The organism is Botrimarina colliarenosi (assembly GCF_007859955.1).
In the GTDB taxonomy this organism is placed as follows: Bacteria; Planctomycetota; Planctomycetia; order Pirellulales; family Lacipirellulaceae; genus Botrimarina; species Botrimarina colliarenosi.
The window spans coordinates 231,610-256,910 of the sequence record NZ_SJPR01000005.1 but is presented as its reverse complement, the minus strand read 5'-3'; the positions used below and the strand labels follow the sequence as shown (position 1 = coordinate 256,910).

The following is a 25,301-nucleotide window of genomic DNA, read 5'->3' as shown; positions in this document are numbered from 1 at the left end:
CAGCACGGTCAGCGGCAACAGCACTGCGGGCAGCGATAGCCATGGCGGCGGGATAGTCGTCTACCATGGCGAGGCGACGCTAACCAGCAGCACGGTCACGGGCAACTCAACGGCAGGCATGGGAGGGGGGATCTATGTGCGTTATGGCTATTCTGGCGCCAACTTTACCTTGATGAATTCAATCGTGGCTGGTAACGCAGCCGATGGCGCAGCGCCCGATCTACGGCCCCACTCAAATAACCTACTCTCGGCCAACTATAGCCTGATTGGCGACACCACGAGTGGGTTCACGGCGACTCAGCTGCAAGCCATCACGAGCGGCGCAGGCAACCTGCAGAACATCGACCCGCTGCTCGGTCCGCTCGCCGACAACGGCGGGCCGACCCAAACCCACGCGCTGTTGCCGGGAAGTCCAGCGTTCAACGCGGGCGACCCGGCGATTGTCGTGAACGGAGCCGAATACGATCAACGCGGCGCCGGCTATGAACGGGTAGCAGTCGGTCGAATCGACATCGGGGCCTACGAGGCGCAAGGCGCTGTGACCGCCGCCCCCGGCGACTACAACCGCGACGGAGCGGTCAACGCGGCCGACTACACCGTGTGGCGCGACACGCTCGACACGGCAGCCGCCCCGCTCACCGGGGCCGATGGTGATGGCGACGGCCAAGTCACCCGTGGCGATTGGGACGTGTGGGTCAGTCACTACGGCTACACTTACACGATCCCCCAGGCGTCATCCGCTCTGGTGAGTGAGCCCGCACCGGCTGCGTCGGCAGTCGTTGAGGCCACGACCCAGTCGGCATCCAATAACACCGTACCCGCTTACTTCTTCGCCGAAGCACTTCCCAAGGAAAGCGATACGGTCTCCGACCAAGAAACCTTGCCACTCTCAAGCACCAGCAGCGACGACGCCCTGCTGTTGTTGCTAGCCGGCGGGCGGTCGTACAGTGAGGCGGAAACGATTCTCGACGAGGCGTTCGCTACCGCGGACGACGAGTCGGAGGAAAACGCCCCCCTCACCCTGGCGTTCGGCGGCTTTGAATGATGGATGACGCCTCGCAGCCCGTAAGCGACCCGGCTAGTGAACCGCTCCGCAGCGTCCACACGACTAGTTTTCCGGCGTTGCTCAAGCAGCTCGGCGCGTCGATCCTCGTTACGACGTACCAAGCGGGCAAGCTGGTTGTGTTGCGCGAGGATGCGGGTGTCTTGAACACGCACTTCCGCAACCTCAACAAGCCGATGGGTCTGGCGCGCGACGGCGGCAAGCTAGCCGTCGGTTGCAGCATCGACATCTGGGAGTTCCACAACGTCCCAGCGGTCTGCAAGAAGCTCGACGAGTCGGATGACTACCCTGCGACCGAAGCCAAGCACGACGCCTGCTTCCTGCCCCGACGCAGCCACTGCACGGGCGACATCCAGATCCACGAGATGGCGTTCGTTGGCGGTCAAGAGCAGCCTCGCGAGTTAGTTTTCGTGAACACGGCGTTCAGCTGTCTCGCCAAACGAAGCGAAGAGAACAGCTTCGAGCCGGTCTGGCGGCCCAAGTTCATCAAGCAGATGGCGCCGGGGGATAACTGCCACCTCAACGGCTTAGCGACCCGCGACGGCAAAGTGAAGTACATGACGGCGTTGGGAACTACCAACGAGCCAGGAGGCTGGCGCGAGAACAAACGCGACGGCGGACTGCTGATCGATGTCGACTCGCACGAGATCATCGCCCGCGGGCTGTCGATGCCGCACTCACCCCGTTGGTACAACGGCAAGCTGTGGCTCCTGGAGAGTGGCGAAGGCACGATCGGCACGGTTGATCTGGCCACGGGGAAGTACGAACCGATCGCCCAGTTCCCCGGCTTCACCCGCGGCCTCAGCTTCCTGGGACCGCTCGCATTCATCGGCCTCTCGCAAGTCCGCGAGTCGGCCATCTTCAGCGGCATTCCCTTGGTCGAGCGATTAAAAGAAGCCGAAGAACGCGCCTGCGGCGTCTGGGTCCTCAACATCGAGACGGGCGAGACGCTCGGATTCTGCCGTTTCGAGGAAGGGGTGCAAGAGATCTTCGCCGTCGAAGTCTTGCCGGGCGTGCGGTTCCCCGACCTCGTGAACCACGATGCCGAACTGGTCGGCAGAAGCTACGTCCTGGGCGACGCTGCGTTAGCTGACGTGCCCGAAGACCTGCGAGCGTGACGGCTTCAGAACGATTGTCAAACCGTCCTGGAGGGGCGAATGGGCGAGACCTAAATCGCCCTCCGCGAGCATGACCTCAGCAAGTTCTGCAGATTGCTTCATTGCCGAAGTTGCCTCACCCTCGCTCAGTTAGGGCTCCGGCTAACTCGCTGAGGTGCACCAGACCGACGCGAGTTTCAGCCTAAAGCTATCCCGCCGTCAGCGCCTTGCGCTCCGGCCGTTGTCGGGGAGTTCGTAGATCATCACCGGGGCGACGTCGGCGCGGTGCGTCGTCGTGTTGCGGTTGCCGAACTTCTCGGGGAGGTTCGCCTTGAGGAGCACGATCAGCAGCCGGTCGGAGTAACGCACCGAGACGTAGGGCTCGCCCGTCTCAGGGTCGATCAGCGGGCGCCCATCGCGACCGTAGCAGACCGTGCGGACGCCCTCGACGGCGCGGCGGCGGGCCTCCTCCTCCAGCTCGTCGGCCGCCTCGTGGCATGTCTGGTCGAAGGCGGCGGCGTAGGTCGGGCAGTCTCGGCGCCAGCGGTAGTGCGACTTGTGATCGACTCCCGAGGCCCGGGCGGCGCCGGTGATCGTCGCTGTCTCGCGGTAGGCGGCGAGTAAGCGGCGTTGCTTGACGCTCAGGGCGGCTAGAGGATTGGCATTGGTGGGCATGCCGCCATTCTACGCGCTGCCGTCCGTTGATAGCTCAGCCTGCCGCAGCACGAGTTGCGTCGCGTCCTCGGAGAGGTCGGGGGGATAGCCGTACTTGGCCAGCAGTCGCCGCACGTTGCGTCGGAGCGTCGCCCGGACTGCCTCCCGTTCGGTCCAGTCGAGCTTGGGCATCTTCTTGACCATCTCGGTCAGCTCTCGCGCCATCAGCCGCAGGGCGTCGGATTGCATCACGTCACGGGCCGAGCCATTCTCGGCCAACGCGTCGTAGAAGGCGACCTCCTCACCCGACAGCCCGAGGTCCTGCCCTTCGGCCTTCGCCTCGCGGATCGTCACGGCGAGGTCGATCAGCTTGGCGATCATCTCCGCCGTATCGATCGCCCGGTTCGTGTACTTGGTGATCGCGTCCTCGAGGGCCTCGCGGAACTGCCGGCTGCGGACGAGGTTCGTCCGCTCCGTTGTGCGTATCTCGTCGGCGAGGAGTTTCTTGAGAGTCTCGAGGGCGAGGTTCTTTTGCTCCAGCGCCGAGATGCGCTTCAGGAAATCGTCCGAGAGGATGTCGAGCCGAGCGTCTTCGAGCCCCGCCACGGCGAAGAGGTCGATCACCTCGTCGGCGTCCACCGCGCCGCCAACCACTTGCCGCACCGCGGCGTCGATGTCGCGCTGCTTCGAGCGGTCGCCCCCCCGGTCGTCGCCGAGCCGCTTACGGATCATCGCCGCGACTTGCTGGAAGAACCGGACGTGATCGACGATCGCCTCCGCCTCCTCGCGGGGTACGACTAGCGCATAAGCCATCGAGAGTTTCTTCAAGGCGCGTTGGTAGCGTTTCCAGCCGTCCTCGGCGCCGAGAATATGGTCGATCACACGCAGGGCGATCGGTAGGAACGGCGAACCCGAGTCGAGGGCCTCCTCGTACCGGCTGCCGTGCAAGAACTTTTGCAGCGTCTCGAAGGCGTCCTTCATCTGCGGAACGGCGCGGACTTGGACATCCTGGACCGCCTCGCCAGTGCCGCCTTCCTGTGTATACGTCTCGAGGGCGTCGGCGAGCTGGTCCACGAGGCCGAGCATATCGACGATCAGGCCGCCCGGCTTGTCGCCGAACACCCGGTTCACCCGCGCGATCGCCTGCATCAGGTTGTGACCGGCAAGCGTCTTGTCGAGGTACATCGTGTGCGCCGGCGGGCAGTCGAAGCCCGTAAGCCACATATCGCAGACGATCGCCAGCCGGAAATCGTCGGCCGGGTCCTTGAACCGCGCCGCCAGGGCCTTCCGCGCCATCTTGGTGCGGCCGTGCTGCGCGAGGGGCGCCTCGTCGCTGGCCATGCCGGTGACGATCACCTTCATCGCGCCGAGCTTGTCGTCGTCGTCGTGCCACTCGGGCCGCAGCTCGCGGATCGCCTCGTAGAGCCGCGCGGCGATCATACGGCTCATCGTCACGAGCATCGCCTTGCCTTCCATCGCGGAGCGGCGGGCCTCCCAGTGCTCTACGACGAACTTCGCCACGTCCTTGATCCGGTCGGGCGCGCCGACCAACTGCTCGAGCCGCACCCGCACGGTCCCGGCCGGTTCCTCACCGCTGGCGTCGGCCTCGGCGAGGTCATCAACCAGCTTCTCGGCCGCGTCCGCTTCGGCGTCGTCGATCTTCAGCTTCACCAGCCGCGACTCGTAATAGAGTGGCTTGGTGGCGCCGTCGGCGACCGCTTGGCGGATGTCGTAAACGTCGGCGTACTCGCCGAAGACGTGGATCGTGTTCTTGTCGTCGCGTTCGAGGGGCGTGCCGGTGAAGCCGACGAACGTCGCGTTGGGCAGCGCGTCGCGCATCCAGCGGGCGCCCCCCTCGACGAACCCGTACTGGCTGCGGTGGGCCTCGTCCGCCATGACGACGATATTGGGCCGCTCGCTGATCGAGTCCTTTCGTTCGGTGAACTTGTGGACCGTCGTAAAGATCACGCCGCCGCTGGCACGGTCCAGCAGCTCCGCCAAGTGCTCGCGGCTCTCGGCTTGAATGGGCGTCTGCCGCAGCAAGTCACGGCCCATCGCGAACGTGCCGAAGAGCTGGTCGTCGAGGTCGTTGCGATCCGTCACGATGACGACGGTCGGATTGGCCATCTCCGGCTGACGCACCAGCGCCCCGGCGAGCATCAGCATCGAGAGCGACTTGCCCGACCCCTGTGTATGCCAGACGACGCCGCCGCGGCCGTCGGCTTGGCCTAGCGGGTTGTCGTCCACCGGCGCGCCGGGCGTCCGCTGCGCGGTGAGCACGCGCTCGCGGGCCTTCCGTACGGCGCGGAACTGGTGATAGCCGGCGATCTTCTTGACGATGTCGCCGCGCTCGTCCTCCTCGAACGTGACGCAGCTCGTCAGGTAGTCGAGCAGCCGGTCGGGCGCGAGCAGCTCTCGGCACATCGCGTCGAGCGACGGCTCGCCCCCCGCCTCGGAGCGCCACGGCATGTAACGCGAGGCGCTCGCGGTCAGCGAGCCGACCCGCGTCAGTAGCCCGTCGGAGACGACGCACAGCAGGTTAGCCGCGAACAGGTCGCACGTGGTCGTCTGGTAACGCCGGAGCTGGTCGATCGCCCGGTCAAGCGTCGCCGCCGTGTCGGTCGGGTCCTTGAGTTCCACCAGCCCGATCGGCAGGCCGTTAAGGAAGACGCTCAGGTCGGGGCGAACCGTCTTGCCGTTAGGGCCCGCGACGATCAGTTGCCGCACGACGAGCCAGTCGTTCGCCGCCGGGTTCTCGAAGTCCACGAGCTGCGCCCGCCCGCCGCGGCGTTCGCCGGACTTCGCGTCGGTGTACTCGACCTCCACGCCCCCCGTCAGCAGCCCGTGCAGCCAGCGGTTGTTCTCGACGAGCGTCGGGTGCGGCGGCGCGGCGACGACCCGCGCGACGCCCTCGACATCGTCGGTGGAGAGCTGCGGGTTGAGCCGCCCGATCGCCGCTACCAGCCGCGGCCGCAGGAGCCAGTCAGTCGGCTGCGTCCGGTCGCCCGCCTCGGATAGATCGACGCCCCGGGCGGCCGTGTAGCCAAGGCCGGCGAGGAGCAGCTCGGTAGCGTCTTCGACGGCGGATTCGTGCAACGCGGCGGCCTTTGCGGGGTGGGCTTCCGACGCCCTAGTCTAGTTCGGCCGCAGAGGCCGCGAGCAGCACTCGCTAGTCCTCTTCTTCAAGAATCTCGACGCTGTGAGGATTCTCCAAGGTGAATGTCCGCCCACCTTTCGTCAGAGTTCCCGAAGCTGTCAGAACACGCTCACTGCCATGGGCTGCTAGCGCATCGTCGTATCTGGCACCAGAAAGCTTCAATTTTACGTGGCGAGGTTTGCCTTCCACTTCGCAAACAACAGTAACAACACCCTCTTCATCCAAAGGGCCCCTATGCAGATCAGTTACTAGTCCACGAATCTCGAAATCGTCTTCCGGAGTCCGTTCGCGCAAGACTCGTCCGGCTTCTCTGATTACGGCGACGTGATCGGAGCCGAGTGAGATGTCGCGGACCTCATCGTCACCAACAGGGCGTGTGGGAGACCATCTGAAATTGAACTCCAATCGCCTTTGATTCTCGTCTCCTCCCCATAGTCCGGCGACTGCATCGCATAGATTAGCGCTGACTCCCGATTGCACGGCGCGATCGAAGGCGCCGAAGTTGTCCCTAAGCGCCGCATCCTCTGACGCACTGCGAAGAGCTTCCAGACTATCCGCCAGTACGCTAGTCACCTTGCGATCGAAAGGCTCGTCGATGCCATCGTCAGCAGTGCCGATACGCGGAGTAATGCGGTTAATTACCTTCACGATGTAGCTGCCTCTCTCGCTCTGCCCGATACGCACTTTGCGAACGTGGTCCATCGCTTGCGCTGGACGCCTTGTGTGCCAGACTGCCTTGGGTCCTGTAGCGGCACAGGCAGCGGCGAGCACTAGCTCTCGCGTCTTTTGGGCAATTGCAGCGTGCTCTTCGATTGGTAGCGACCCGTCTTCAAGGTCTGGATCAGCTATACGGATGCGAATGATGTCGGCGCCAATCGTGATGATGTCAGCGAAGACGTGCTCGGCGGGCCGTTGTTCGCTGGTCGATAACGTTTGAATGAGTTCTTTGAGCCGCAATCGGTAGTCCCGGAATCTCGCATCGCGGGGCAGGAGCACCTCGAAGTTCTCGTTTTCAACAGTGCGATGCCATATCCAAAGTCGATCGGACGGGGCGGCCGCTTCAGCCCATCCAGCCGCGCGCAGGTACTGCGCAGCCTCCAACGGCTTAACCGTCTGAGCGTCAAAGTTAGGGAAAGCGTCGATCATGGCGCACCTGCATTCCGGACCCTGTCCATCATCGCCTCAACCGCCGCGCAGGTAAACTGGTTGGCCAAGGGTAAAGTGACTGAAATCGTCGAGGTATTTGGGGTATCGGGTTCTCCGTACAGATTGACCCAGTATGCGGAGTAGCGAAGTTCAAGATTGGCCGCCGAACAGATCGCCCAATCGTTAATCTCCTCCGGAACGACTAGGACGATTAGGATTCGAGAAATTGCGATATTCGTCGGTTTGAGGTCCCTGTAGTTCTTAACGGGAAGTGGAAAGGCGAAGTCGGCAGTCGGAGTTGGCCCCGCTGTACACTTCAATTGAGCGTCGATTTTTGGGAACCCAACAGCTCCGCCACCGGTGGGGCATCCGATTGTGATATCGACGCTGTCGTAATCAACGTCGCGAGGTTGCACCCAATAACCCGCGGCGGCGGCTACCGATGAGACGTAGCTCCTACTGAACTCCTCTTTCTTTTTGTTGAGTGTCAGTGGCATGCGTAAGCCTCCTCGTTCGCCGCGGCCTTCACCCGTACCTCGCCGCTCAGCAGTTTGGGCAGCAGGTAGTCCCGCAGCTCCGCGAGCTTTCGCGACTCGAAGACTCCGGCAATTGATTGGCTAAGCATAGGCGCGACAATGTCGTGGTAGGCATCCGTCACCTCAGCCGGTGCGAGGGTCACGGGATACTTCCGCATGTCGCCCCACTTCGTGCGCGGCATCTTGGTCCCGGTCGAGCATGCGTTGGTATAGGCGACGAACTCGTCGCTGGAAACGACTGCCAGAGTATAAGTGCGGAGCGGTTCGGAGGGAGCATCGACGACGACGATGTCCGTCGAGCAGACCCCATCCAGCGGGGCCACGCCTACTTTGTGGAAGTAGGGACGTAGCTTGCCGAAGAGTATCTGCCCGGCATTGAAGCGAGACTTGTTGCTCGTGACCTTTGAGACCGGCTCCCAGTCGTCGAGCGTCGTCCTGCGTCGCGGCATATGCTCGAGGCCGATGTACGGCGTCGATGGATCAACTTCAGAGGGCTGCGCCGCGCGTCGTACCTCGTCAGCAATTTCGCCCAACTCCTCCACCCCCCATCCCTCCGGGATGGGCCCCAGCTCCGAGTCTATCAGCCGTGTCGGCAGCGAGTCGAAGACGGCGGGCGGCATGCCGGGGAAGAACGTGGCGCCGGCCGCCTTGGCGTGGACCGGCTCGAAGTCCACGAACCACGCCCGGAAGATCGCCCGCGCCAACTTCTCCAATCCCTCCGCCGTCCGCCGGTTCTGCTCGATCTTGTCGTCGAGCGCGCCGAGCACGCCGGCGATGGCGCGTTGCTCCGCAAATGTTGGCGTCCAGATGTGTAGTCCGGTGATATCCGTTTTTAAAACCCGAGGAACAGTTGAACCACGAGTTGCTTGCAAAAGCCGATCACGATTGATCGGAGCAAGTAGCGAGTACTTCAAGAACTCATTGTCTAAGACGCCGGGCTTCCCTCTGAGTGCCATCAACCGACGAGTAATCAGGTAGGTTTGATCACTTGGGAAGGACGCAACTTCGCCAACCGGCGCCTCAGTGGTAATGAGGACATCGCCCGGCTCTGGAAACCCACGTGTAGTCCAACGTGCGTATGTTTCTTCCGAGACATACGAAACGGATGACAAATCGATGCGTCCGCCTTTAACATTCGCGGCGGTAAGCGTCGGGATGCCCAGTGGCGACTTCGGCGGCGTCTTGCCTCTATAGTCGATAATTGCCGAGAGATTCTGCATTATCGGTTGATGATCGGACTCCGTTCTCATCGAGTCACCTGCCCGAGCCGGAATCGAATTTCTGCGGTTAGTCGTTCCCCCTCCGCGAAGTGCGTCTCCAACTCCGCCACCAGCCGCGGATACTTCTCCGCGAACGGCTCGCCGTCGTCCTCGACATCCTCGGCACCGACGTAGCGGCCCGGTGTGAGGACATGGCCGTGCTTCGCGATGTCGTCGATCGTCGCCGCTTTGCAGAAGCCGGGGCGGTCGGCGTACTTCCACTCGCCGTGCTGCTTCGCGTTCCACCAAGAAGGCGCCGGCTCGCCGCGCCACTGGCGGAACACGTACGCGATGCGGCCGATGTCGGAATGGGGCCCGGGGTCGTGCGATCCCTCGAACAGCTCGGCGTCCTCCGCGCCGGAGAGCACGCGCAGCGTCCGCGTCTGCATCGCGCCGAGCTTGCGGGCGTCGATGAAGAGCGTCTCGCCCTTGCGGCCCTTCGGTCGATTCGGGCAGCCGTTGCGAAGGTTGCGGCCCGTCTTGTCGCGCGTCAGGAACCAGAGACAGACTGGGATGCCGGTCGTGTAGAAGAGCTGCGCGGGGAGGGCGACGATGCAATCGACGAGGTCGGCCTCGACGATGCTGCGGCGGATGTCCCCCTCGCCCCCCGAGTTGCTCGAGAGCGAGCCGTTCGCCATCACAAAGCCCGCGACGCCCCCGCCGCGACCGTTGGGGACCGCGAGGTGATGGATGAAGTGCTGAATCCACGCGTAGTTGGCGTTGCCCGTCGGCGGGGCGCCGTACTTCCAGCGGACATCGTCGCGGAGCAGCGGGCCCGACCAGTCGCTGACGTTGAACGGCGGGTTGGCGAGCAGGTAGTCGCACCGCAGGTCGGGGTGCAGGTTGGCGAGGAACGTGTCGGCCGGCTTCTCGCCTAGATTCGCCTCGATGCCGCGCAGCGCGACGTTCATATGGGCGAGGCGCCACGTCGTCGGGTTCGACTCTTGGCCGAAGATCGAGATGTCGGTGCGGCGGCCGCCGTGGGCCTCGACGAACCGCTCGGACTGGACGAACATGCCGCCCGACCCACAGCACGGGTCGTAGACGCGACCCTCGTACGGCTCGAGCATCTCGACGAGCACGCGCACCACACAGCGGGGCGTGTAGAACTCACCGCCGAGCTTGCCCTCGGCCTGGGCGAACTTGCCGAGGAAGTATTCGTAGACGCGCCCCAAGGTGTCGCGGGCCTTGTCGCGGCCCCCCTTGAAGCCGATGTCGGCGACGAGGTCCACGAGCGACTTGAGCTTGATCGGCTCGATGCCGCGGCGGGCGTAGTCGCGCGGCAGCTTGTTCTTCAGCGAGGGGTTGTCGGCCTCGACGGCGAGCACGGCGTCATCGATCAGCGTGGCGATCTTGGGGCTCGTCGCCTGCGCTTGCAGCTCTTCCCAGCGGGCCGCCTTGGGGACCCAGAAGACGTTCTCGGCCGCGTACTCGTCGCGGCTCTCGAGGAGCGCGGCGTGCTGCGATTCGGGGATGCCGTCGGCGGTGAGTTCGGCCGCCAGCTCGTCCCGCCGCGCGGCGAAGGCGTCGCTGATGTACTTCAGGAACAACAGCCCGAGCACGACGTGCTTGTACTCGGCCGCATCGACCTGCCCACGGAGCGTGTCGGCCGCCTTCCAGAGCTTGTCGGCGTAATCGAGGTCGGTGGGCGCCGCTGGTGGAGCTTCGAGGGCGGGCCCTGTAGAGGACTTAGTCTTGCGGGTGGTCTTCTTCTTCGCCATCGAGTCGCGCTCGGTCCGAGGAGAGGGGCGTCGTGCCGGGCCGATGATAACGGCCCGCGACGCCCTTTGCAGCAAAAGCCCGCAGAATGCCGCACGGGTAGGCGGCCCCTAATCCGCAGCCCCGTGCCAAACCGGAAACCCCCACGTCCGCCCGCAAAGGCCGCAGTCGCGGCGGACCGAGGCGCCGTCGTGGATCAGGACCTCGACGAACTCGGCGGAGCCACAGCGATCGCAGCGCGGCCCCGAGGGGTCCGGCTCCGCAGGCGAGCCGGGAGCGTCAGCGACCGGAGGACGAGCAAGCCAGTCGGCGAGGTCGTGCCGGTAGTGGTGGACAGCGGCGCGGTCGGCGGGTGACAGACGGTTGTCACCGTCGCGGAACAGCAGCTCACCACCAGCGGAGACGCGCAGCTCGACGCCGCGGGCTTCTAGCAGTTGCGTCAGGAGGGCCATCCCTTCGGGCGTGGCGGGCGGGTAGGTCGGCGCCTGCTTCATGACTAGGCAGCCTCCCACCCGTCGGGCTCAGAGTCCGGCCCAGTCTCGCCAGAGTCCGCCAAGGTTTGATCCTTGGCGGACTCTGCAAAGTCTTGGCAGAGACTGGCGCCGTACTGCTGAGGGAGCCGCCAGAGCCAGGGCCCTCCGAACCCGTCCGGGGAGTTCTCGACGCGTAGGTCCACCTTGGCGCGGTCGAGCGTCCGCTCCGAGATGCCGTCGCCGCGGGCGAGCGCCTTCAGCTCTTTGCCGGCGCGGGGACCGCTCGCGAGTATTTCCTTGAGCCAGCGGCTCGCCTCGTCGAGGGCTGAGGTCTCCCCGCTGCCTCCGCCGGTCTCTCTCGCGAGCGCCTCATCCGCGGTCATGGCGACCGGGTCGTGCTCCCACGTCAGCCGCGCCGGCGATCCGACGATTGAGAAGGCGAGACCTCCTGCTTCGGGGCCGAGGTTGTTCTTCCCGGGCAGTAACAGACGCCGCCCTTTCGACTCCGAGTCGAGCGACAAGTGCCAGACGCTTCGCGCGATACCAGTGAACGCGCGGCTGCCGAGCGCCATGTCGTCCGCGAACGTGCCAGCGCTCTTGCGGCGGTGGGCGACGATCAGCACCGCGACGCCGTACAACTCCGCCAGCCGAGCGATGGGGGCGAGCACGGCGCGGACCTCGTTATCGCGGTGGGCGTCGGTCCGGCCACCAAGAAACGAGCCGATCGGATCGATCACCACGAGCCGACAGTCGCTGAGTCGCTTGAGCGTCTCCTCGAGTGCATCCACATCGGCGAGCGAGAAGGCTAGCTCGGTCGTCTCACCCCGTTCGGTACGCTCGACCCCTTTCAATAGATGGACCCGCGCCGGATCGGCGTGATGCGCGTCGAGGCGTGGCCGGATCGTATCGGCCGGATCGTCTTCGCAGGCAATGAACAGAACCGAACCTTGCCGACACGGTGGTCCGTCCGGCCACGCCGTACCCGTTGTGATCCGAGCAGCAAGGTCGCAAGTCAAGAACGATTTGCCGCAGCCCGGCATTCCGACAAGCAGCGAAAGCCGCCCCGCCGCCAACCTTCCAGGCCACAACCAGTTCACTTCCCGTGGTTCAACGTCGCTCATGCAGACGATCGATGGCCGGCGGACCGCCCGGGGCGCCGACAGCGGCGGCGCGGACGGGTTCATATCCGCGAGCCCCGCGTCGGCGTACCGCATGGCCGGCCGATCGCCATAGCCGATCCGACGCAGCTCCCGAGCGGCAACGGCGTGATCGCCGTCGTGATGCAGTCGAGCGTAGGCGTCGAACTTGGTGTGCGAGCTACAGGGCCGTCCCGCCGTCGGTCCGGCGAACGGGTGGGCGTTGGTCGAGAAGACGCACAACAAGTCGTTCCCGGCCGCGCTGAGGTTGCCCGTTGTCGCACTGCATCCCTCCCCGACCTTGCCGGGACGGCGCCAGAACAGCCGGTCTCCTTGACGATGGAGCAGAATCCACCCGTGGGGCTCTAGCACGCTCGCCCAATCGTTCCGCTGGTTGTAGTCGTCCCCCGGGCTAAGTCCTTCGAGCGAGCCGCCAGCGGCCTCGGTAGAGGCAACGACGGGCTCCTCGATGGGCGTCTCGTCAAAACTTCGCGCCGCCGTCAGCAGAGCGTCGCGTTCCGCCAGCGTGATTGTCGGTAGCTCGGTCAGCGGCGGACCGCTGTGGTGCTCGTAGGTCCCGCGCATCGGGTGACAACTCGGCGGGCAGCCGGGCGCGAGCGTTTGGCCTCCCTGACCACGCGTTTCGATCAGACAGATTGCCTCAGCCGCATCGCCGGCCGGCGGCCGCATCGCCAGCTTCTGGTTTCCACCCACGCGCTCGCACCGGTAGTAGAGGTGGAAGCCGGGCCGCGGCGTCCGCACGACGCACAGCCGCGCGACGAGCCCGGGGGCGAGATAGTCGAGCGTCTCGACGAACGGCTCGAGCAGGTCGGCCGTATCGATGTCGAGGACCTCGCTGTTGCCACTCGCCGCGCCGTGAACGATGCCTACGCCGCACTCGCCGGTAAACGCTCGCTCGACCTCCGCCAGCGTGGCGGGGCGCGCTTGCGCGACTTTCCAACTCCCACGAGGGCTCTTGCTGCCGTCGGTCTTAATCGGCACGACGGAGAGCCCGGCGGCCGCGTAGGCGCGGGCGTGGTTGAGCGTGCTGCCCGTTGTGGTAATGCCTATCGCGACGCCCCCCGCGCCACAGGGGGGAGCGACGATCGAGCCGCTTGCGAGTCGCCGCGAATGGCTTTCCGCGGTATAATCCGTCTGCATTAATTGCGTCCTGCTATGGGCTCGGCGGGGCTGTCCTCCCGACGCCGAGCGAGTGAAATTAAGACAGAGCGCCCGCGTCGGTTGGTACCCGGCGCGGGATGCTCAACCCGCTCCGCCCAATCACCCAGCCCTTTGAGGGCTAGGGGGAAGGGGGGGCGTGAGAGGGCATGGACATTTAGATGTCCGACTGCGGAGCGTCGGCGTTTGCCGTTTGCGCCTCGACGAACGCAATTACAGCCGCCTCGGTAGTGCGCGGGCGGCCGCCGACGACAACGGTCTCAAGCTTCACGCCGCGGACGCCGTGACGGGTCCAGCGGGTGCAAGTCGTCGGGTGGGGGCGGTAGCCGATCGCCTTTTCGACGGCGGTCGGCACGGGCAACAGAACGTCGCCGGGAGATACGGTGAGCATCGCGAAACCTTGGGGGCTGTTGGGAAGTGCTTCCTACAACAGCAGTGTTTCGCGTTCGGTAGTGTCCGACAGCCGGACGACTTAGGTCGTAGCATCTGGACCGACAGTGTCGGGGCGTTCGGACAAATGGATAAGGCGATAGCCCTTCTGAGAGCGATCAACGATCGCTTTCAATGGATCAGGCCACCCCTTCGCCAGACGATCGGGCTTGCTTGTGAGCTTGCTAGCCGCAATATAATCCGGATAGGCGTCCAGCATAGCGGCGAAGATGGTTGCCGAGTCGGGAGATACTGGGTAAGGCGTTCCGTCGAACATGACGACTGCTCTGTCAGCCAAGACAGATAGGCGTTCTGCCCACGTACCTGCCGAGTCGTCCGGCTCGGCTGTGGCGGCTTCGAATTCTGAGAGCGGTTGTCGGTCGATGAACTCGTGTGCCGCTCGCCATTCTTCGACGATCAGCACGCCAATCCTGTGCTGTTCGCCGGGCCGTAATCGAAAGTGCGATGTGGCTTCGGCAACAGTGCTCGCATCCTCGTAGCACAACATGAAGCCATCTTCATCTCGCTTCGTTACCCAATACTGAAAAGCGCTCGCCCACCTAGTCGCCGCGGCGTGGGCAGTCGGGTATAGGTATTCAGCCGCTTCACAGTCTCTAAATGGCTGAAGACGTTGCACGATCGAAGAGCGCTCAATTGTTCGAAGGCATCGGCAGAAGGATATTTGCCCGTCGGAGAATGCATGGTGAGACGTTTCGTCGGACACGTATTTGATTGCATTGATTACCCGCTCTAGCCAGCTATCAATCTCGGGGGAATCGACTATGTCGTCGAACGATCCGAAGCCATTGCATGTAAGTTGATCAATCTTAGTCTCGGCGAAGCGTGAAACCTCAGACAGAAGCTCTAGCCCTCTTTCAGCAAGGTCTCGCGCTCTGTCAAGTTCATCTGGCTTGGACCAATTGTCGATGGCTAAACTTCCAGCCGCGCGATGGCCGCTTGCAACAGCTTGTGACGATTCAGACGACGCAGACTTCGCGGCCTCACCTAACAGTTCGGCCTCTGCACGAGCGAGCGCAGCCTCAAACTCGCTTCGATTGTCTTCGAGGGTTCGAGCTTTCGTGAAGCTATAGTCGGCCGCTAGGTGGCGGGACAGCCTTAAAATGCGGCCCGCCTCCTCACCTAGACCACGCCCTGCGCAGTACTCCGCAACTTTCTGGCCCGCATCTAGCAGCCGTCTTGGATCAGTTGCGGGCAACTCCTTTGCGGGTGGATCACCTGACTTCGGTGCGACGTCATGGAGCTGGTCCGATTGAAGCCTCTCTGTGAACCCATATCGGCTGGCGTGATGCAGCTCTGTCTCTGCCCTCAGTAACTCTACGTCGGACATTATGCGGTCAACGCTCACGCTCAGCTCCCATCCGTAGCAACCAGCCCGCACCGCCACGTCCGCCGGATGGGTTGGCGAGACGCGGCGGCGCGACGCGGGTAGCTACTCCCGCTGGCCGGCTTTGCTTATTAAGTTAGTTCAACCGATCGCCAGAGCCACAGCAGCGCCAGCGGCTAGATTCTTCTCCGCGTAGATTTCGCTGGTCCGCGCCGTCGAGTGGCCGAGGACCACCTGCGACGCCTCCAATCCGAACCGCGCCCGGACCTCGGTCGCGGCCGTGTGTCGTAGCTGGTTCGGCCGCCAGTGACCGACGCCCGCTTTCTCGCAGGCGCGGGTGATTGCCTGCCGGTAGCTGCAAACGCTGTAGCGGTCGCCGGGCTGGAACGCCGGCGACTGGCGGACGTTGGTCCCGGGACGGTTGCCGCACGACAACGGCGTCAGCCGCGCGGCGTGGACCTCGGCGCGGCGCTTCGCTTCACTGTCGCAGGGGCGGAAGCAAAGAGACGACGCGCCCCGAGCGAGGTAGCGCAGGAGGATCGCCTGCGACTTGGGGCCGAGGAAGACGACCCGCTCGCGGCCGTGGTGCTGTGTCTTGTGCGACGCGGGGCGGTAGGTCCAGACGTCGCCGGTACGGTCTACGTCGCACGGCCGCAAGTCGCAGACCTCGCCGGGCCGCATGCCGGTCAACCGCTGGAGGCGGACCATATCGCCGACCACCTCGGGGAGCGCCGCGACGGTCGCGTCGACCACGCCGTCGGCAACGGGCAGGATCGGGGCCGTCTCGCGGGCCGTGGTGCGTCCGGCGCGGAGTCCCGGCACGGTCGCCAACGCCGTCGGGATGCTAGCGGGGATCAACTCCTCGCCGGCGGCCCAACGGAAGGCGCGGCGCAAGCGGTTGATCGACTGGTTAACGGTGGACCGCGCCAGCCCCTTGGCGATCATCCGCTCGCGGACCGACTTCAGGGCGAGGGGGCCAAACTTCTCGGCCGGCTGGTCGCCGAAGAGCGCCGCGGCGTGGCCGCAGGCGGTCGCCACCATGCCGGCTTCGGCGGTCACCTTGTCATTCTTGACGTAGTAGCCGCGGGCATAGGCGACGAACCGGTCGCAGACCTCGCGGACGGTGACGACGTGAGGACGGTTGTCGGCCGCGGGCTTGGGGGGCGAGACGCTGCGTCCGACCAGAACGTCGGCCACGGCCGCAGCGTAGGCGGTCCGGCTGGCATCGCTTCCGTAGACGCCGAGGTAGGTCACCTTGCCTCGGACTTTGACGTAGGCCTGCCCACTGGCGCGGTGGAGGCAGTAGGAGGGGACACGGGGCGGGCGAGCCGCCTTGGAGGGCCGTCTGGGCATGCCGAGGTACCTTGCAGGAGTAGTGACTACTCCCGTTTTGGTCCGCTGGCAGCTCCCGCGACCATCGCGGGGTTCGGCCTAAGGTCCGACGCCGTAACCATTTCCATCAAAAGCGGGCGATGAGGATCGAACTCACGACATCCAGCTTGGGAAGCTAGCGCTCTACCACTGAGCTACGCCCGCGAGACGCTTAGCGTAGCTCGCCGGGGGCGCTATTGGCAAGCGGCTTGCCGCCGCCGGGGCGGGGCGGCGGGGGCGAGATTGGCGCCGACACGGGCGGCGAGAATTCCTAGTCTCTCACGCATGAAATGCCTTGGAAGAGCCCTGATTGCCATTGGTCTGCTCGCCGCTTCGGCGGCGGGCGAATTCGTCGTCGTTGTCGCTCCCGATTCGCTGCAGCCGGCGTTTGGCGATTGGGTCGCGCTGCGGGAATCGCAGGGATGGCGAGTTCGGATGATGGCGCCGGGAGCGACCGTCAGCGAGTCGATACGCCTCCTCAAAGACCTCCCCGACCGACAGCGGCCTGACGAACGACTGGTTCTCATTCTCGTTGGTGATGGTTTGGTTTCTGGTGTCACGCCGGCGAAGTCGCGGGCACTTGTCGTCGGTCGGTACGGCCCCGAGATTGACATCGCCGACGACGTGCCGTGGGGGACGGTCGCTGGCGCCGACGCCGTAGGACGGATTCCTCTGAACGACGCGAACGAGTTGCGCGACTATCTCGCTCGTGTCGTGCGACGCGAACGGACGGCGCCAACTTGGGGCGACGTCCGCTTGCAGGTGGCGGCCGGGGTCGGTGGCTTCTCACCGGTCATCGACGCCGCGATCGAAGGAGCGGCAACCAATCTGGTGACGGGTCTGGCCCCCGCTGCGGCGACGCTATCACTGCAACGCTACGACCCTTACCGAGACGCGTCGCACGACGCCGCCTCAAAGAAGGACCTAGCGCCGATGGTCCAGCGTGGTGGGCTGTGGGTCTGGATGGGGCACGGCCATCGCAACCAGCTCCCGGGGATTGATGGCGACCATCTGGCCGACGCTTGTGGCGGCGCCGACATCGCGGTGCTATTGGCCTGCTACGCGGGCGACTTCGAAGCGCCGGGCCGATGCGTCGCCGAGCGGTTGCTCGCCGATTCGAACGGTCCGCTGGCCGTTGTCGCCGCGACACGGGTCACGATGCCTTATGGGAACGCCCGCTTCGGGGGCGAACTGCTGCGAGCCTGGCGCGAAAGCCCAACCGCATCGCTCGGTGAGCTGATGCAGACCGCCCGAGAGCAAAACCATGGCGACTCCACCGCCGCGGCGCTGCAGGGCCTCGACGGAGTCGCGACTCTACTCGGCGCGGAGGCGGCGACGCTGGCCGACGAACGCAGCGACCACACGCACGGTTATCAGCTGTTGGGCGACCCGTTGTTAGCCCTCGACCGGACGACGCCGATGACTTGCGACGCGCCTAATAGCGCCGCCGCCGACGAGACGGTGGCCCTCCGCGGCGTCGCGCCGTTCGCCGGCGTCCTGCGGGTCGAGAGCCGGAGGCCTTACACGCCGCAACGCGATGACCGACCGGTGATCCACGCCGAGAAGAGCGTCGCGGCGGGAGAACGGTTCGAGGTCCAACTGGCGCCGAGCGACGCATGGCGCCACGGCAAGCGGACCGTCCGCACGGGCGTTGTCGGACGTGAGGGCCTTGCCGTGGCGGTGACCACCTTGACCCGTACCGCCGTGCGGGTGGCTGAAGCCTCGCGCGACCGATCGGTGTCGCGCTAGCCGCGACGCCGCCCCGCTCTTGATTGGGTCGCGTTCAAGCGGAGATCGACTCCGGCCCGGATGCGATTACTTGCCGCGGCCTTTCGATCCGCGACGATGCATGCCGCTGGGCGTTGCGCCCCCCTGCTTGCGGGCCGACGCGCGACGGGCCTTCACCTTGCGATCGCGACTAGGGCCGGTCGACTTGCGGTGGGGCGGGCGGAGACGTGTTGTCTCTTCCGCGACGTCGACGGGATCCGATTCGTTTACATTCACAACGGCCGTCCTTCCTGCATAGAAGGGGGGTTGGCGCCGCTAGAGCCCTGGCTGGATCGGGACGCCGCCCCGGCCGGTTCGCGATCGCTCAAAAAAGCGGCGTCGGCGGCTTTCTCAGCCGCCAACTTCGCCTCGACAAACAACGAGATGAGCGGCGCTCCGAACTCGGGGGTCGGCAGATACATCCAAGCGCCGGCCTGGCGCGCCAACAACTCCCCGTCTGTGCCAGCAGGCTCGTCACACACCAAGAGCAATCGGTCGCGGCTCGTCAGACGCGTTGAGAACTGTAGATAAGCCGACTTGCTGACGGCGTTCATTGCGCCGAGATCGACCGCCGCTAACTGGGTCCGCCAGCGCTTGTGGGACTGCATCGCTTCGCCCACCGAGGCGCACGGGACCGGGTCCCAGCCGGCGGCGGTAGCGGCTTGCTCAAGCAAGCGGCGACGTTGCGAGTCATCCGAAAGAACGAGACAGGCCCATGTTCCGACGGTCTGTCGGGGAGCGCGTTGCTGAGTTGTCCCGGCAGTGCTGATCGCCGCAGCGCTAATCGCACGTCCGGGGCCCAGCCGAGCGGGCTTTGCCTCGCTCGAAGGGGTCGTGATCGCCATTCAATAAAGTCCTTGCATGGCGGCGCCTTTCCCCCCTGCGCCGATGGAAGCGGAAGCGCCTCCACGCGGAAGAGACGACGGCAACCGCCGTCTCAACGCCGCGGAGGCGAAACGAGTTGAGCTGTCTTGAAAGCTAGAGCCATCCCGACGGGCGAGGGCGGCGGCGACTTGGAGGTCGCCCGCCGCCCGCCCCGGGCTGGATCGTTTTGATGGCACGACGCTGGCGCCCCGTTGGGACCGCTCCCTTGCGGTCCGATCGCGGAGCCCTGCTCTTGCACGATTTAGTGAGTGAGTTGGCCTCGAACTCTTGCGGGCTGAGGCGGCTCAAACTCACCACGACATCTTGCGACGGCGCCGCTTGTGAATGCCGTTGACCGACTGGGGGCTCTTTGCCCGTCGGCGGCCAAGGGTCGGACGGGTCCGCTCGGTAGCGCCACCTTCGGTGTGGTGCTCGTGCTTGAACGAGTTGCGGCCGTACTCCTGATCGTCGTGCTCGTAGCGATGGTCGGTGCTCATTGACCTTCTCCTGGTTGGCACTTGGCGTGCGTTTCCGTTCTTCCGACTCGCCTAACCAGCGAGTCCGGGCGGCGGTTAGTGGAACCACCACGCCCTCCCTTAAAGCGAGACGCGTGCCAATCGAGATGTGCGCCGACCGCTCTTGCCGTAAGTCGCTTGTTTGCAAGGAGTTATCGATTCGCCTCGGGGCCCCCACCGAACCGCAACGCGAGCGGGGCCTCCCTGTCTTGGTGAAGGGCGGAAGATCACGGTCAACCAAATGCCTTCTTTTGCAGGCGTTTCACCACGATTCATCGCCATGGTGAAACCCAACCAACTTAGTGAGGCCGCTTTGCCAGGCTTTCGTCGTTGCCGATGGCGCATGAAAAAAGCCCCGGCCGATTGGCCGGGGCTTGAAGGGGTGACGTCATTGAGCGGGTGAACCACTCGCCGTGGGCGGCCTCACTCGTCGTCGAGTTGCGCCAGCAGCCGCGTCATGGTATTGGCGTGAACGCCAAGCAGCTTCGCCGCACGGCCTTTGTGTCCGCCCGTAGCGTTCAGCGCCTGTCGAACCGCCATCGAACGCAGCTTGTCGAGATTCGTGCAGGGTAGCTGCGACGAGGCCAAGCCGGTGCTGCGGGCGACGGGCAGCGACGGCTCGCAGTCGAGCACGTAGCCTTGCTCGACGACGTGCGACAGTTGCCGCAAGTTGCCGGGCCAGGGGAACTCGCAGAACTCTTGGATCCGCTCAGCGGAGGGCCGCCAGCGGGGCCGGTTGTACTTGCCGGCAAACCGCTCGGAGAAGAACTCAACGAAACGGGGAATGTCTTCCGCCCGATCCCTCAAAGCAGGGACCCGCAATTCCACCATATTGAGGCGGTAGTAGAGGTCCTCGCGGAATCGGCCTTCGGCGACCTCGACCTCCAGGTCGCGGTTGGTGGCGGCCACCACTTGGACGTCGATCTTCTCGGGGCGGGACGACCCGACCGGCGTGACTTCGCCCTCCTGGAGGACGCGGAGCAACTTGGGCTGTAGTTCGAGGGGCATCTCGCCGACCTCGTCGAGGAAGACGACGCCTCCCTCGGCGGCGCGAAACACGCCCAGGCTGCGGCCGGCGGCGCCGGTGAAGGCGCCTTTCTCGTGGCCGAAGAGCTGGCTCTCGGCCAGCGTCGCGGTCAGGGCCGCGCAGTTAACGGGGACAAACGGGCGGTTGGCCCGCGGGCTGAGTTGGTGAAGCGACTTGGCCCACAGCTCTTTGCCGGTGCCGGTTTCGCCCGTCACCAGAACGGTGCACTGGACTTCAGCAGCCTTCTCGGCGTGCCGGGCGATCTGCCGGACACGGGGGCTACTGCCAAGAACCCAGGCATCGACGTCCGTTGCGGGACGTTCGGCGAGGTTCTCGAGAGAACGATTCGATAAGGTGGGCGCCGTTGTCGGCATGCCGGTTTCTCTGCCCCGTCGCCAGAGGGGGGTCTGTCGGGCCCGAAAGCCTGAGAGAGTCCACCTGCGGCCGATTACGGCGGAATCGCATCCGCCCTCGGGGAGTGTCGTCGTGGCCATTACCCCTGAGGACAGAGGTGGTCGGCATTCGTTTCTCGGTTCTTACTGCCGACGCACCATTTCCGGGGCGAGCGAAAGAAAGGGGAAACGTTTTCAGCGGGTCACGAGCACTCCAATAAGCTGCAAAGTTGTTGCCCGGTCGTTGCCTCGACGGCCGGACTCAAGGAGGCGCCACGGACCGCCCGTGACTTGAATCGCTCTGCTCCTAGCTCGCATCCTAATTGGCCCTACCGATTTCCACAACAATTCCGCTTAGTAATTGCAACCGGGCGGCGGGGTGCTAGCGGGTCGCGCCGGTTGTATTGAATACGCACCGAACGCGACGCCAACCCCTTCCTGTTGAAGGGTTTACAGCGGCCCGGGGGGGCGCCGATCGGCCCGTAACGAGGGCCGAGGGGCCGGCACGTAGGGTGAAACACCCCCTGGGACGCCGCATTAGTCGGCTGTCGGCCGCTGAGCGACGACGGTCAGGCCGTTCCGCGTGGCGTAGGTGCGAAACTCATCGGCATCGAGCAGGATCGTCCGGTCGGCCTCGATCGCCAGGACCCGGCCCCCGGCCTGCTGCATCGTCTGGAGCGTTTGGACGCCGACGGTCGGCACGTCGAATCGCATGTCTTGCTGGGGTTTCGCGACCTTGACGACTGTAAACCCGCCGCCGGGGCAGAGCTCACCGGCCCGTTGGATGCAGAGGTCGGTCCCCTCGATCGCCTCGATCGCCAAGGCCGCCCGGCCTTTGACGCAGACGCTCTGCCCGACATCAAGCCGGCCCATCTCCCGCGCGAGCGCCCAGCCGAAATCGACGTCGGCCTGCAACGCGGCTGTTAGCGGCTTGCCGGCGACGAGTCCCTCCGGGACCAGCAGCTCGGGCGCAAAGTCGGTGGCGGGCTCCATCGTGATTCCTCCGTCGGCAAACACTTCGACGATTTTTCCGAGCAGGGTGTCGTCCTTTCGGTCGCCCGAGTGGCCAACAAAATGGGAGTAAAACGCCCGGAGACCCGTCAAGTCGGGGGCGTAACGTAGCCACGCCCCGGGTTGATAGAGCCGCACCTTGTGGAACTTGCCCGCCATCGTCGCGCGATCGACGCCGTGCCGGCGGAACAACCGAATAGCGGCGCCGAGCTGGCTGGGACCGATCCAATGGAACGCGTCGGCGATCCCGTCGTAGTCGGCACGGACGGCGTGGTCACGCACGCCAAGGCAAACGACGCGGTAGCCGGCGCCACGCATCGCTTCGGAGACGACGATCGGCAAACGCCCCCATGCCGCGAGCACGCCCACCGCCGGTCGATCGTCAGCTCGGGGATTCATCGGGTCGGAATCGCTTCTGTGGGAGGCGTCTCCTGACGCCGACTACGGCTTCCATTCCAAAACGGCTTGGCGTACGGAATCGGCGTCGGGAGACGCCTCCCACAGTCTTGGTGGCTATTGTTATCAAGCGGCGCGGTCGAGCGAGCTGTTGGGACGCTCGGCGAGGCGCTTTTGCAACTCGGTCACTTCGCGGCGGAGCTCGCGGAACTCCTTGCGGAGCTGCGGCAGTTTGGCGATCGCGGCGAACTTGAGTTTCTGTTCACGCAGCGGCGTCGCGGGAGCGCCGAGCATGATCTCGCCAGCCGGCACGTCGTTCGACACGCCGGCCATTGCCGAGAGGATCGCCCCGTCGCCGATGTGGACGTGGTCGCGGACACCCACCTGGCCGGCCATCACCACGTAGTCGCCCGTCGAGGTGCTGCCGGCGATGCCGACTTGCGAGCAGAGCAGGTTGTGGCGGCCGATCCGGCAGTTGTGCCCGATCTGTACGAGGTTGTCGATTTTGGTGCCGTCGCCGATTTTAGTCGGGCCATAAACGCCGCGATCGATCGTCGTGTTGGCGCCGATCTCAACATCGTCGCCAATCTCGACCGAGCCGAGCTGGGGCACCGGAATATGTCGGCCTTCGACTTGTCGGTAGCCAAAGCCATCGGCTCCGAGGACGACGCCGCTGTGCAGGCGGCAACGCTCGCCGACGAGCGTTCCTTCGTAGAGCGTGACCCGCGTGCCAACCAGGGTCCCGGCGCCGACGCGGCAGTCGTCCCCGATCACCGCATTGGCGCCGATGGTGACGCGGTCGCCGAGCACAACATCCTCGCCAATCACGGCGCCCGCTCCGATCGAGACCTCGCTGCCGAGATGCGTCGAAGGGGGCACCACCGCGGTGGCATGAATGCCCGTGACGCGGCGTTCGCGACGGGGTCGGAAGTGGGTTACGATCGCGGCGAAGGCCGCGTGGACGTTGGCGACCAGGATCGCCGGCCGGCCCGGGTTGGTCGCGTCGAGGGGCGCCACCAACGCGGCGGCGGGACAGCCCTCGAGTTTCGGCAGCTTCTCCGCCGAATCGACGAGCGTAATCGCGTGGGCGTCGCAGTCTTGCGGCGGCCAGGCGTTGTGGATGAGGGTCGTGGGGTCGCCGTGCGTCTCGCCACCGACCATTGCGGCGAGTTCCCCCAGCGTGATCGTGGCAGCCATGCGGTTCCTTCCGGGCCGTCGCCGGTCGCACCGAAACCCCTCCCTGGGTCCCAACACACGACCGCCGCACCCCCCTCGACAACGCGGCTTAGTAGCGCACGGGCCGACGGGATTCGGTGGTTTGTACGCCGGCAGGGCGATGCGCGGCAAGGTCGAAGCGCCGCGCCGCTAACCGTCGCGTTTCTCGACCAGCCGGAGGGCCTCCTGCAAGCGTTGCTGCAACAGCTCGAACCGGCGGCGGTCGCCGCCGTGGTCGGGGTGCACCAACTTCACCCGCTGACGATAGGCGGCCATCACCTCGTCCCGCGTGCAATCGGGGGCCAGTCCCAGCTCCCGAAGGCACTCGGGACGGTCTCTCAAGGCCCACAGGGGGACTTCGAGCCGGTAGGTCCGCACCACCACGAGCGCTCGCTTCAGGCTATGGAGATAGGCGCGGTAGTCGACGACCATCGCCAGCCAACCGAGCAACGGCAGGCCCAAGAACAGCCCGACGAACCAAATCACGCCAAGGGTGTCGATCGGGTCGATCACGGCGCGGCTACAATTGGTCGTGTGACGGCTGTCAGGAACGCTAGCAGCTTAGTCGACGGCCCGGCGGCGGCAAGCTAGCGCTCTGTCAAAGCTAACATAGGCGTTCGCTCCCTTAGCCGTTTTGACGCTAGCCACGGTTCATGGGTGATTCAACCGGGGCTAGCGCCCAATCGGCTGATCCTACGATTCCGCTTTGACACGGCGCTAGGCGGCCCCCAGCGAGGGGCCGATGCCGTCCCCAAAGTAATGCTTGCGGGCCTCGGGATGCGCCAGCACCTCGCGCGGCGTGCCGTGGCAGAGCACGCGGCCCGATTTGACGACGTAGCTGCGGTCGGTGATCTCGAGCGTCTCACGCACCTGGTGGTCGGTGATCAAGATCGAGATGCCGCTCGCGCGGAGCTCGCGGACGATCTCCTGGATGCTGTCGATCGTCACCGGGTCGATGCCGGTGAACGGCTCGTCGAGCAGGATGATCTTGGGGTTCGAGACGAGGCAGCGGGCGATCTCGAGCCGGCGCCGTTCGCCGCCGGAGAGGCTCATCGCCCGGCTCCGCTTGAGCTTAGTGATGCCGAACTGCTCGAGCAGCTCGTCGCACCGCTTGCGGCGGGTGCGGCGGTCGAAGCCGAGCATCTCCATGACGCCCAGCAGGTTGTCTTGCACCGAGAGTTTGCGGAAGACGCTCGACTCCTGGGCCAGGTAGCCCATGCCCCCCTCCCGGCTGCGGCGGTAGAGGGGCCACTTCGTGACGTCCTTGCCGGCGAGCTTGACGGCGCCGCCGTCGGGTTCGACTAGGCCGCACGTCATCCGGAACGACGTCGTCTTCCCGGCGCCGTTGGGGCCCAGCAGACCAACGATCTCGCCAGGATTCACCTCGAACTCGACGCCATCGACCACCCGTCGGCGGCCGTACGACTTGACGAGGCCTCGCGCTTCTAGCAGTGACATCAGTGCGTGCTTCCTTGCTTCGCTTTGGTCATCCCACCGCCGACTAGCGTCGCCGGCTCGCCTAATCTCTCGCGTATGCCTTATTCCCCCTC

21 protein-coding genes and 1 tRNA gene are annotated in these 25,301 nt (G+C 65.2%); 3 read left to right on the top strand and 19 right to left on the bottom strand.

Annotation, left to right across the window (positions count from 1 at the left end; translation table 11 throughout):
- Together Pla108_RS17275 and Pla108_RS17270 are read left to right on the top strand one after the other, a co-directional pair.
- A partial coding sequence (locus Pla108_RS17275; RefSeq protein ID WP_197526659.1) for a choice-of-anchor Q domain-containing protein occupies positions 1-1,045 on the top strand: 1,045 nt, incomplete at its 5' end.
- Positions 1,045-2,181 carry a TIGR03032 family protein gene (locus Pla108_RS17270; RefSeq protein ID WP_146446285.1) on the top strand — a complete coding sequence of 379 codons (1,137 nt, stop codon included), beginning with the start codon at positions 1,045-1,047 and terminating at the stop codon, positions 2,179-2,181. The genes Pla108_RS17275 and Pla108_RS17270, both read left to right, overlap by 1 nt.
- A gap of 198 nt (positions 2,182-2,379) precedes the next feature.
- On the opposite strand, the gene Pla108_RS17265 is transcribed toward Pla108_RS17270, so the two are convergent.
- The 12 genes from Pla108_RS17265 to Pla108_RS17210 all read right to left on the bottom strand — a co-directional run bounded on the left by Pla108_RS17265 (position 2,380) and on the right by Pla108_RS17210 (position 16,729).
- A complete protein-coding gene (locus Pla108_RS17265) occupies positions 2,380-2,835 on the bottom strand; it encodes a hypothetical protein (protein ID WP_146446212.1) in 456 nt (151 codons plus the stop codon).
- Between the two features lie 9 nt (positions 2,836-2,844).
- Positions 2,845-5,910, bottom strand: a complete 3,066-nt coding sequence (locus Pla108_RS17260) for a type I restriction endonuclease subunit R (protein WP_146446211.1) — start codon at positions 5,908-5,910, stop codon at positions 2,845-2,847.
- Between the two features lie 73 nt (positions 5,911-5,983).
- Positions 5,984-7,117, bottom strand: a complete 1,134-nt coding sequence (locus Pla108_RS17255; RefSeq protein WP_146446210.1) for a hypothetical protein — start codon at positions 7,115-7,117, stop codon at positions 5,984-5,986.
- Positions 7,114-7,614, bottom strand: a complete 501-nt coding sequence (locus Pla108_RS17250) for a DUF4365 domain-containing protein (RefSeq protein ID WP_146446209.1) — start codon at positions 7,612-7,614, stop codon at positions 7,114-7,116. The genes Pla108_RS17255 and Pla108_RS17250 overlap by 4 nt, the downstream gene beginning before the upstream one ends.
- On the bottom strand, positions 7,605-8,873 hold the full coding sequence (locus Pla108_RS17245) for a restriction endonuclease subunit S (protein ID WP_197526658.1): 1,269 nt from the start codon (positions 8,871-8,873) through the stop codon (positions 7,605-7,607). The genes Pla108_RS17250 and Pla108_RS17245 overlap by 10 nt, the downstream gene beginning before the upstream one ends.
- A gap of 26 nt (positions 8,874-8,899) precedes the next feature.
- A complete protein-coding gene (locus Pla108_RS17240) occupies positions 8,900-10,633 on the bottom strand; it encodes a type I restriction-modification system subunit M (RefSeq protein WP_146446207.1) in 1,734 nt (577 codons plus the stop codon).
- 108 nt (positions 10,634-10,741) lie between these two features.
- Positions 10,742-11,125: a hypothetical protein gene (locus tag Pla108_RS17235; protein WP_146446206.1), complete on the bottom strand. Its 384-nt coding sequence runs from the start codon at positions 11,123-11,125 to the stop codon at positions 10,742-10,744.
- A gap of 2 nt (positions 11,126-11,127) precedes the next feature.
- A complete protein-coding gene (locus Pla108_RS17230) occupies positions 11,128-13,401 on the bottom strand; it encodes an AAA family ATPase (protein WP_146446205.1) in 2,274 nt (757 codons plus the stop codon).
- A 175-nt stretch (positions 13,402-13,576) separates the two neighbouring features.
- Positions 13,577-13,810 (bottom strand): DUF1580 domain-containing protein, encoded by a 234-nt coding sequence (locus Pla108_RS17225; RefSeq protein WP_146446204.1) that lies wholly within the window; start codon positions 13,808-13,810, stop codon positions 13,577-13,579.
- 81 nt (positions 13,811-13,891) lie between these two features.
- Positions 13,892-15,064, bottom strand: a complete 1,173-nt coding sequence (locus tag Pla108_RS17220) for a hypothetical protein (RefSeq protein ID WP_146446203.1) — start codon at positions 15,062-15,064, stop codon at positions 13,892-13,894.
- A 270-nt stretch (positions 15,065-15,334) separates the two neighbouring features.
- Positions 15,335-16,546, bottom strand: coding sequence for a tyrosine-type recombinase/integrase (locus Pla108_RS17215; RefSeq protein ID WP_146446202.1), 1,212 nt, complete (start codon positions 16,544-16,546; stop codon positions 15,335-15,337).
- Between the two features lie 111 nt (positions 16,547-16,657).
- A tRNA-Gly gene (locus Pla108_RS17210) sits at positions 16,658-16,729 on the bottom strand.
- A gap of 120 nt (positions 16,730-16,849) precedes the next feature.
- Here Pla108_RS17210 and Pla108_RS17205 point away from each other — a divergent pair.
- Positions 16,850-18,313, top strand: coding sequence for a C25 family cysteine peptidase (locus Pla108_RS17205; protein ID WP_146446201.1), 1,464 nt, complete (start codon positions 16,850-16,852; stop codon positions 18,311-18,313).
- Between the two features lie 251 nt (positions 18,314-18,564).
- On the opposite strand, the gene Pla108_RS17200 is transcribed toward Pla108_RS17205, so the two are convergent.
- From Pla108_RS17200 to lptB, 7 genes are all read right to left on the bottom strand, one after another.
- The gene (locus Pla108_RS17200; protein ID WP_146446200.1) at positions 18,565-19,176 is read right to left on the bottom strand and encodes a hypothetical protein; all 612 of its coding nucleotides are present in this window, start codon (positions 19,174-19,176) and stop codon (positions 18,565-18,567) included.
- A 330-nt stretch (positions 19,177-19,506) separates the two neighbouring features.
- Positions 19,507-19,692 (bottom strand): hypothetical protein, encoded by a 186-nt coding sequence (locus Pla108_RS17195; RefSeq protein ID WP_146446199.1) that lies wholly within the window; start codon positions 19,690-19,692, stop codon positions 19,507-19,509.
- 441 nt (positions 19,693-20,133) lie between these two features.
- Positions 20,134-21,111: a sigma-54 interaction domain-containing protein gene (locus tag Pla108_RS17190; protein ID WP_197526657.1), complete on the bottom strand. Its 978-nt coding sequence runs from the start codon at positions 21,109-21,111 to the stop codon at positions 20,134-20,136.
- Between the two features lie 555 nt (positions 21,112-21,666).
- Positions 21,667-22,539, bottom strand: a complete 873-nt coding sequence (locus Pla108_RS17185; protein WP_146446197.1) for an LpxI family protein — start codon at positions 22,537-22,539, stop codon at positions 21,667-21,669.
- A 123-nt stretch (positions 22,540-22,662) separates the two neighbouring features.
- The gene (gene lpxD, locus Pla108_RS17180; protein ID WP_146446196.1) at positions 22,663-23,733 is read right to left on the bottom strand and encodes a UDP-3-O-(3-hydroxymyristoyl)glucosamine N-acyltransferase; all 1,071 of its coding nucleotides are present in this window, start codon (positions 23,731-23,733) and stop codon (positions 22,663-22,665) included.
- Between the two features lie 168 nt (positions 23,734-23,901).
- Positions 23,902-24,264, bottom strand: coding sequence for a J domain-containing protein (locus Pla108_RS17175; protein WP_146446195.1), 363 nt, complete (start codon positions 24,262-24,264; stop codon positions 23,902-23,904).
- Positions 24,265-24,468: 204 nt separating this feature from the next.
- Positions 24,469-25,209, bottom strand: a complete 741-nt coding sequence (lptB, locus tag Pla108_RS17170; RefSeq protein ID WP_146446194.1) for an LPS export ABC transporter ATP-binding protein — start codon at positions 25,207-25,209, stop codon at positions 24,469-24,471.
- Positions 25,210-25,301 lie beyond the last annotated feature (92 nt).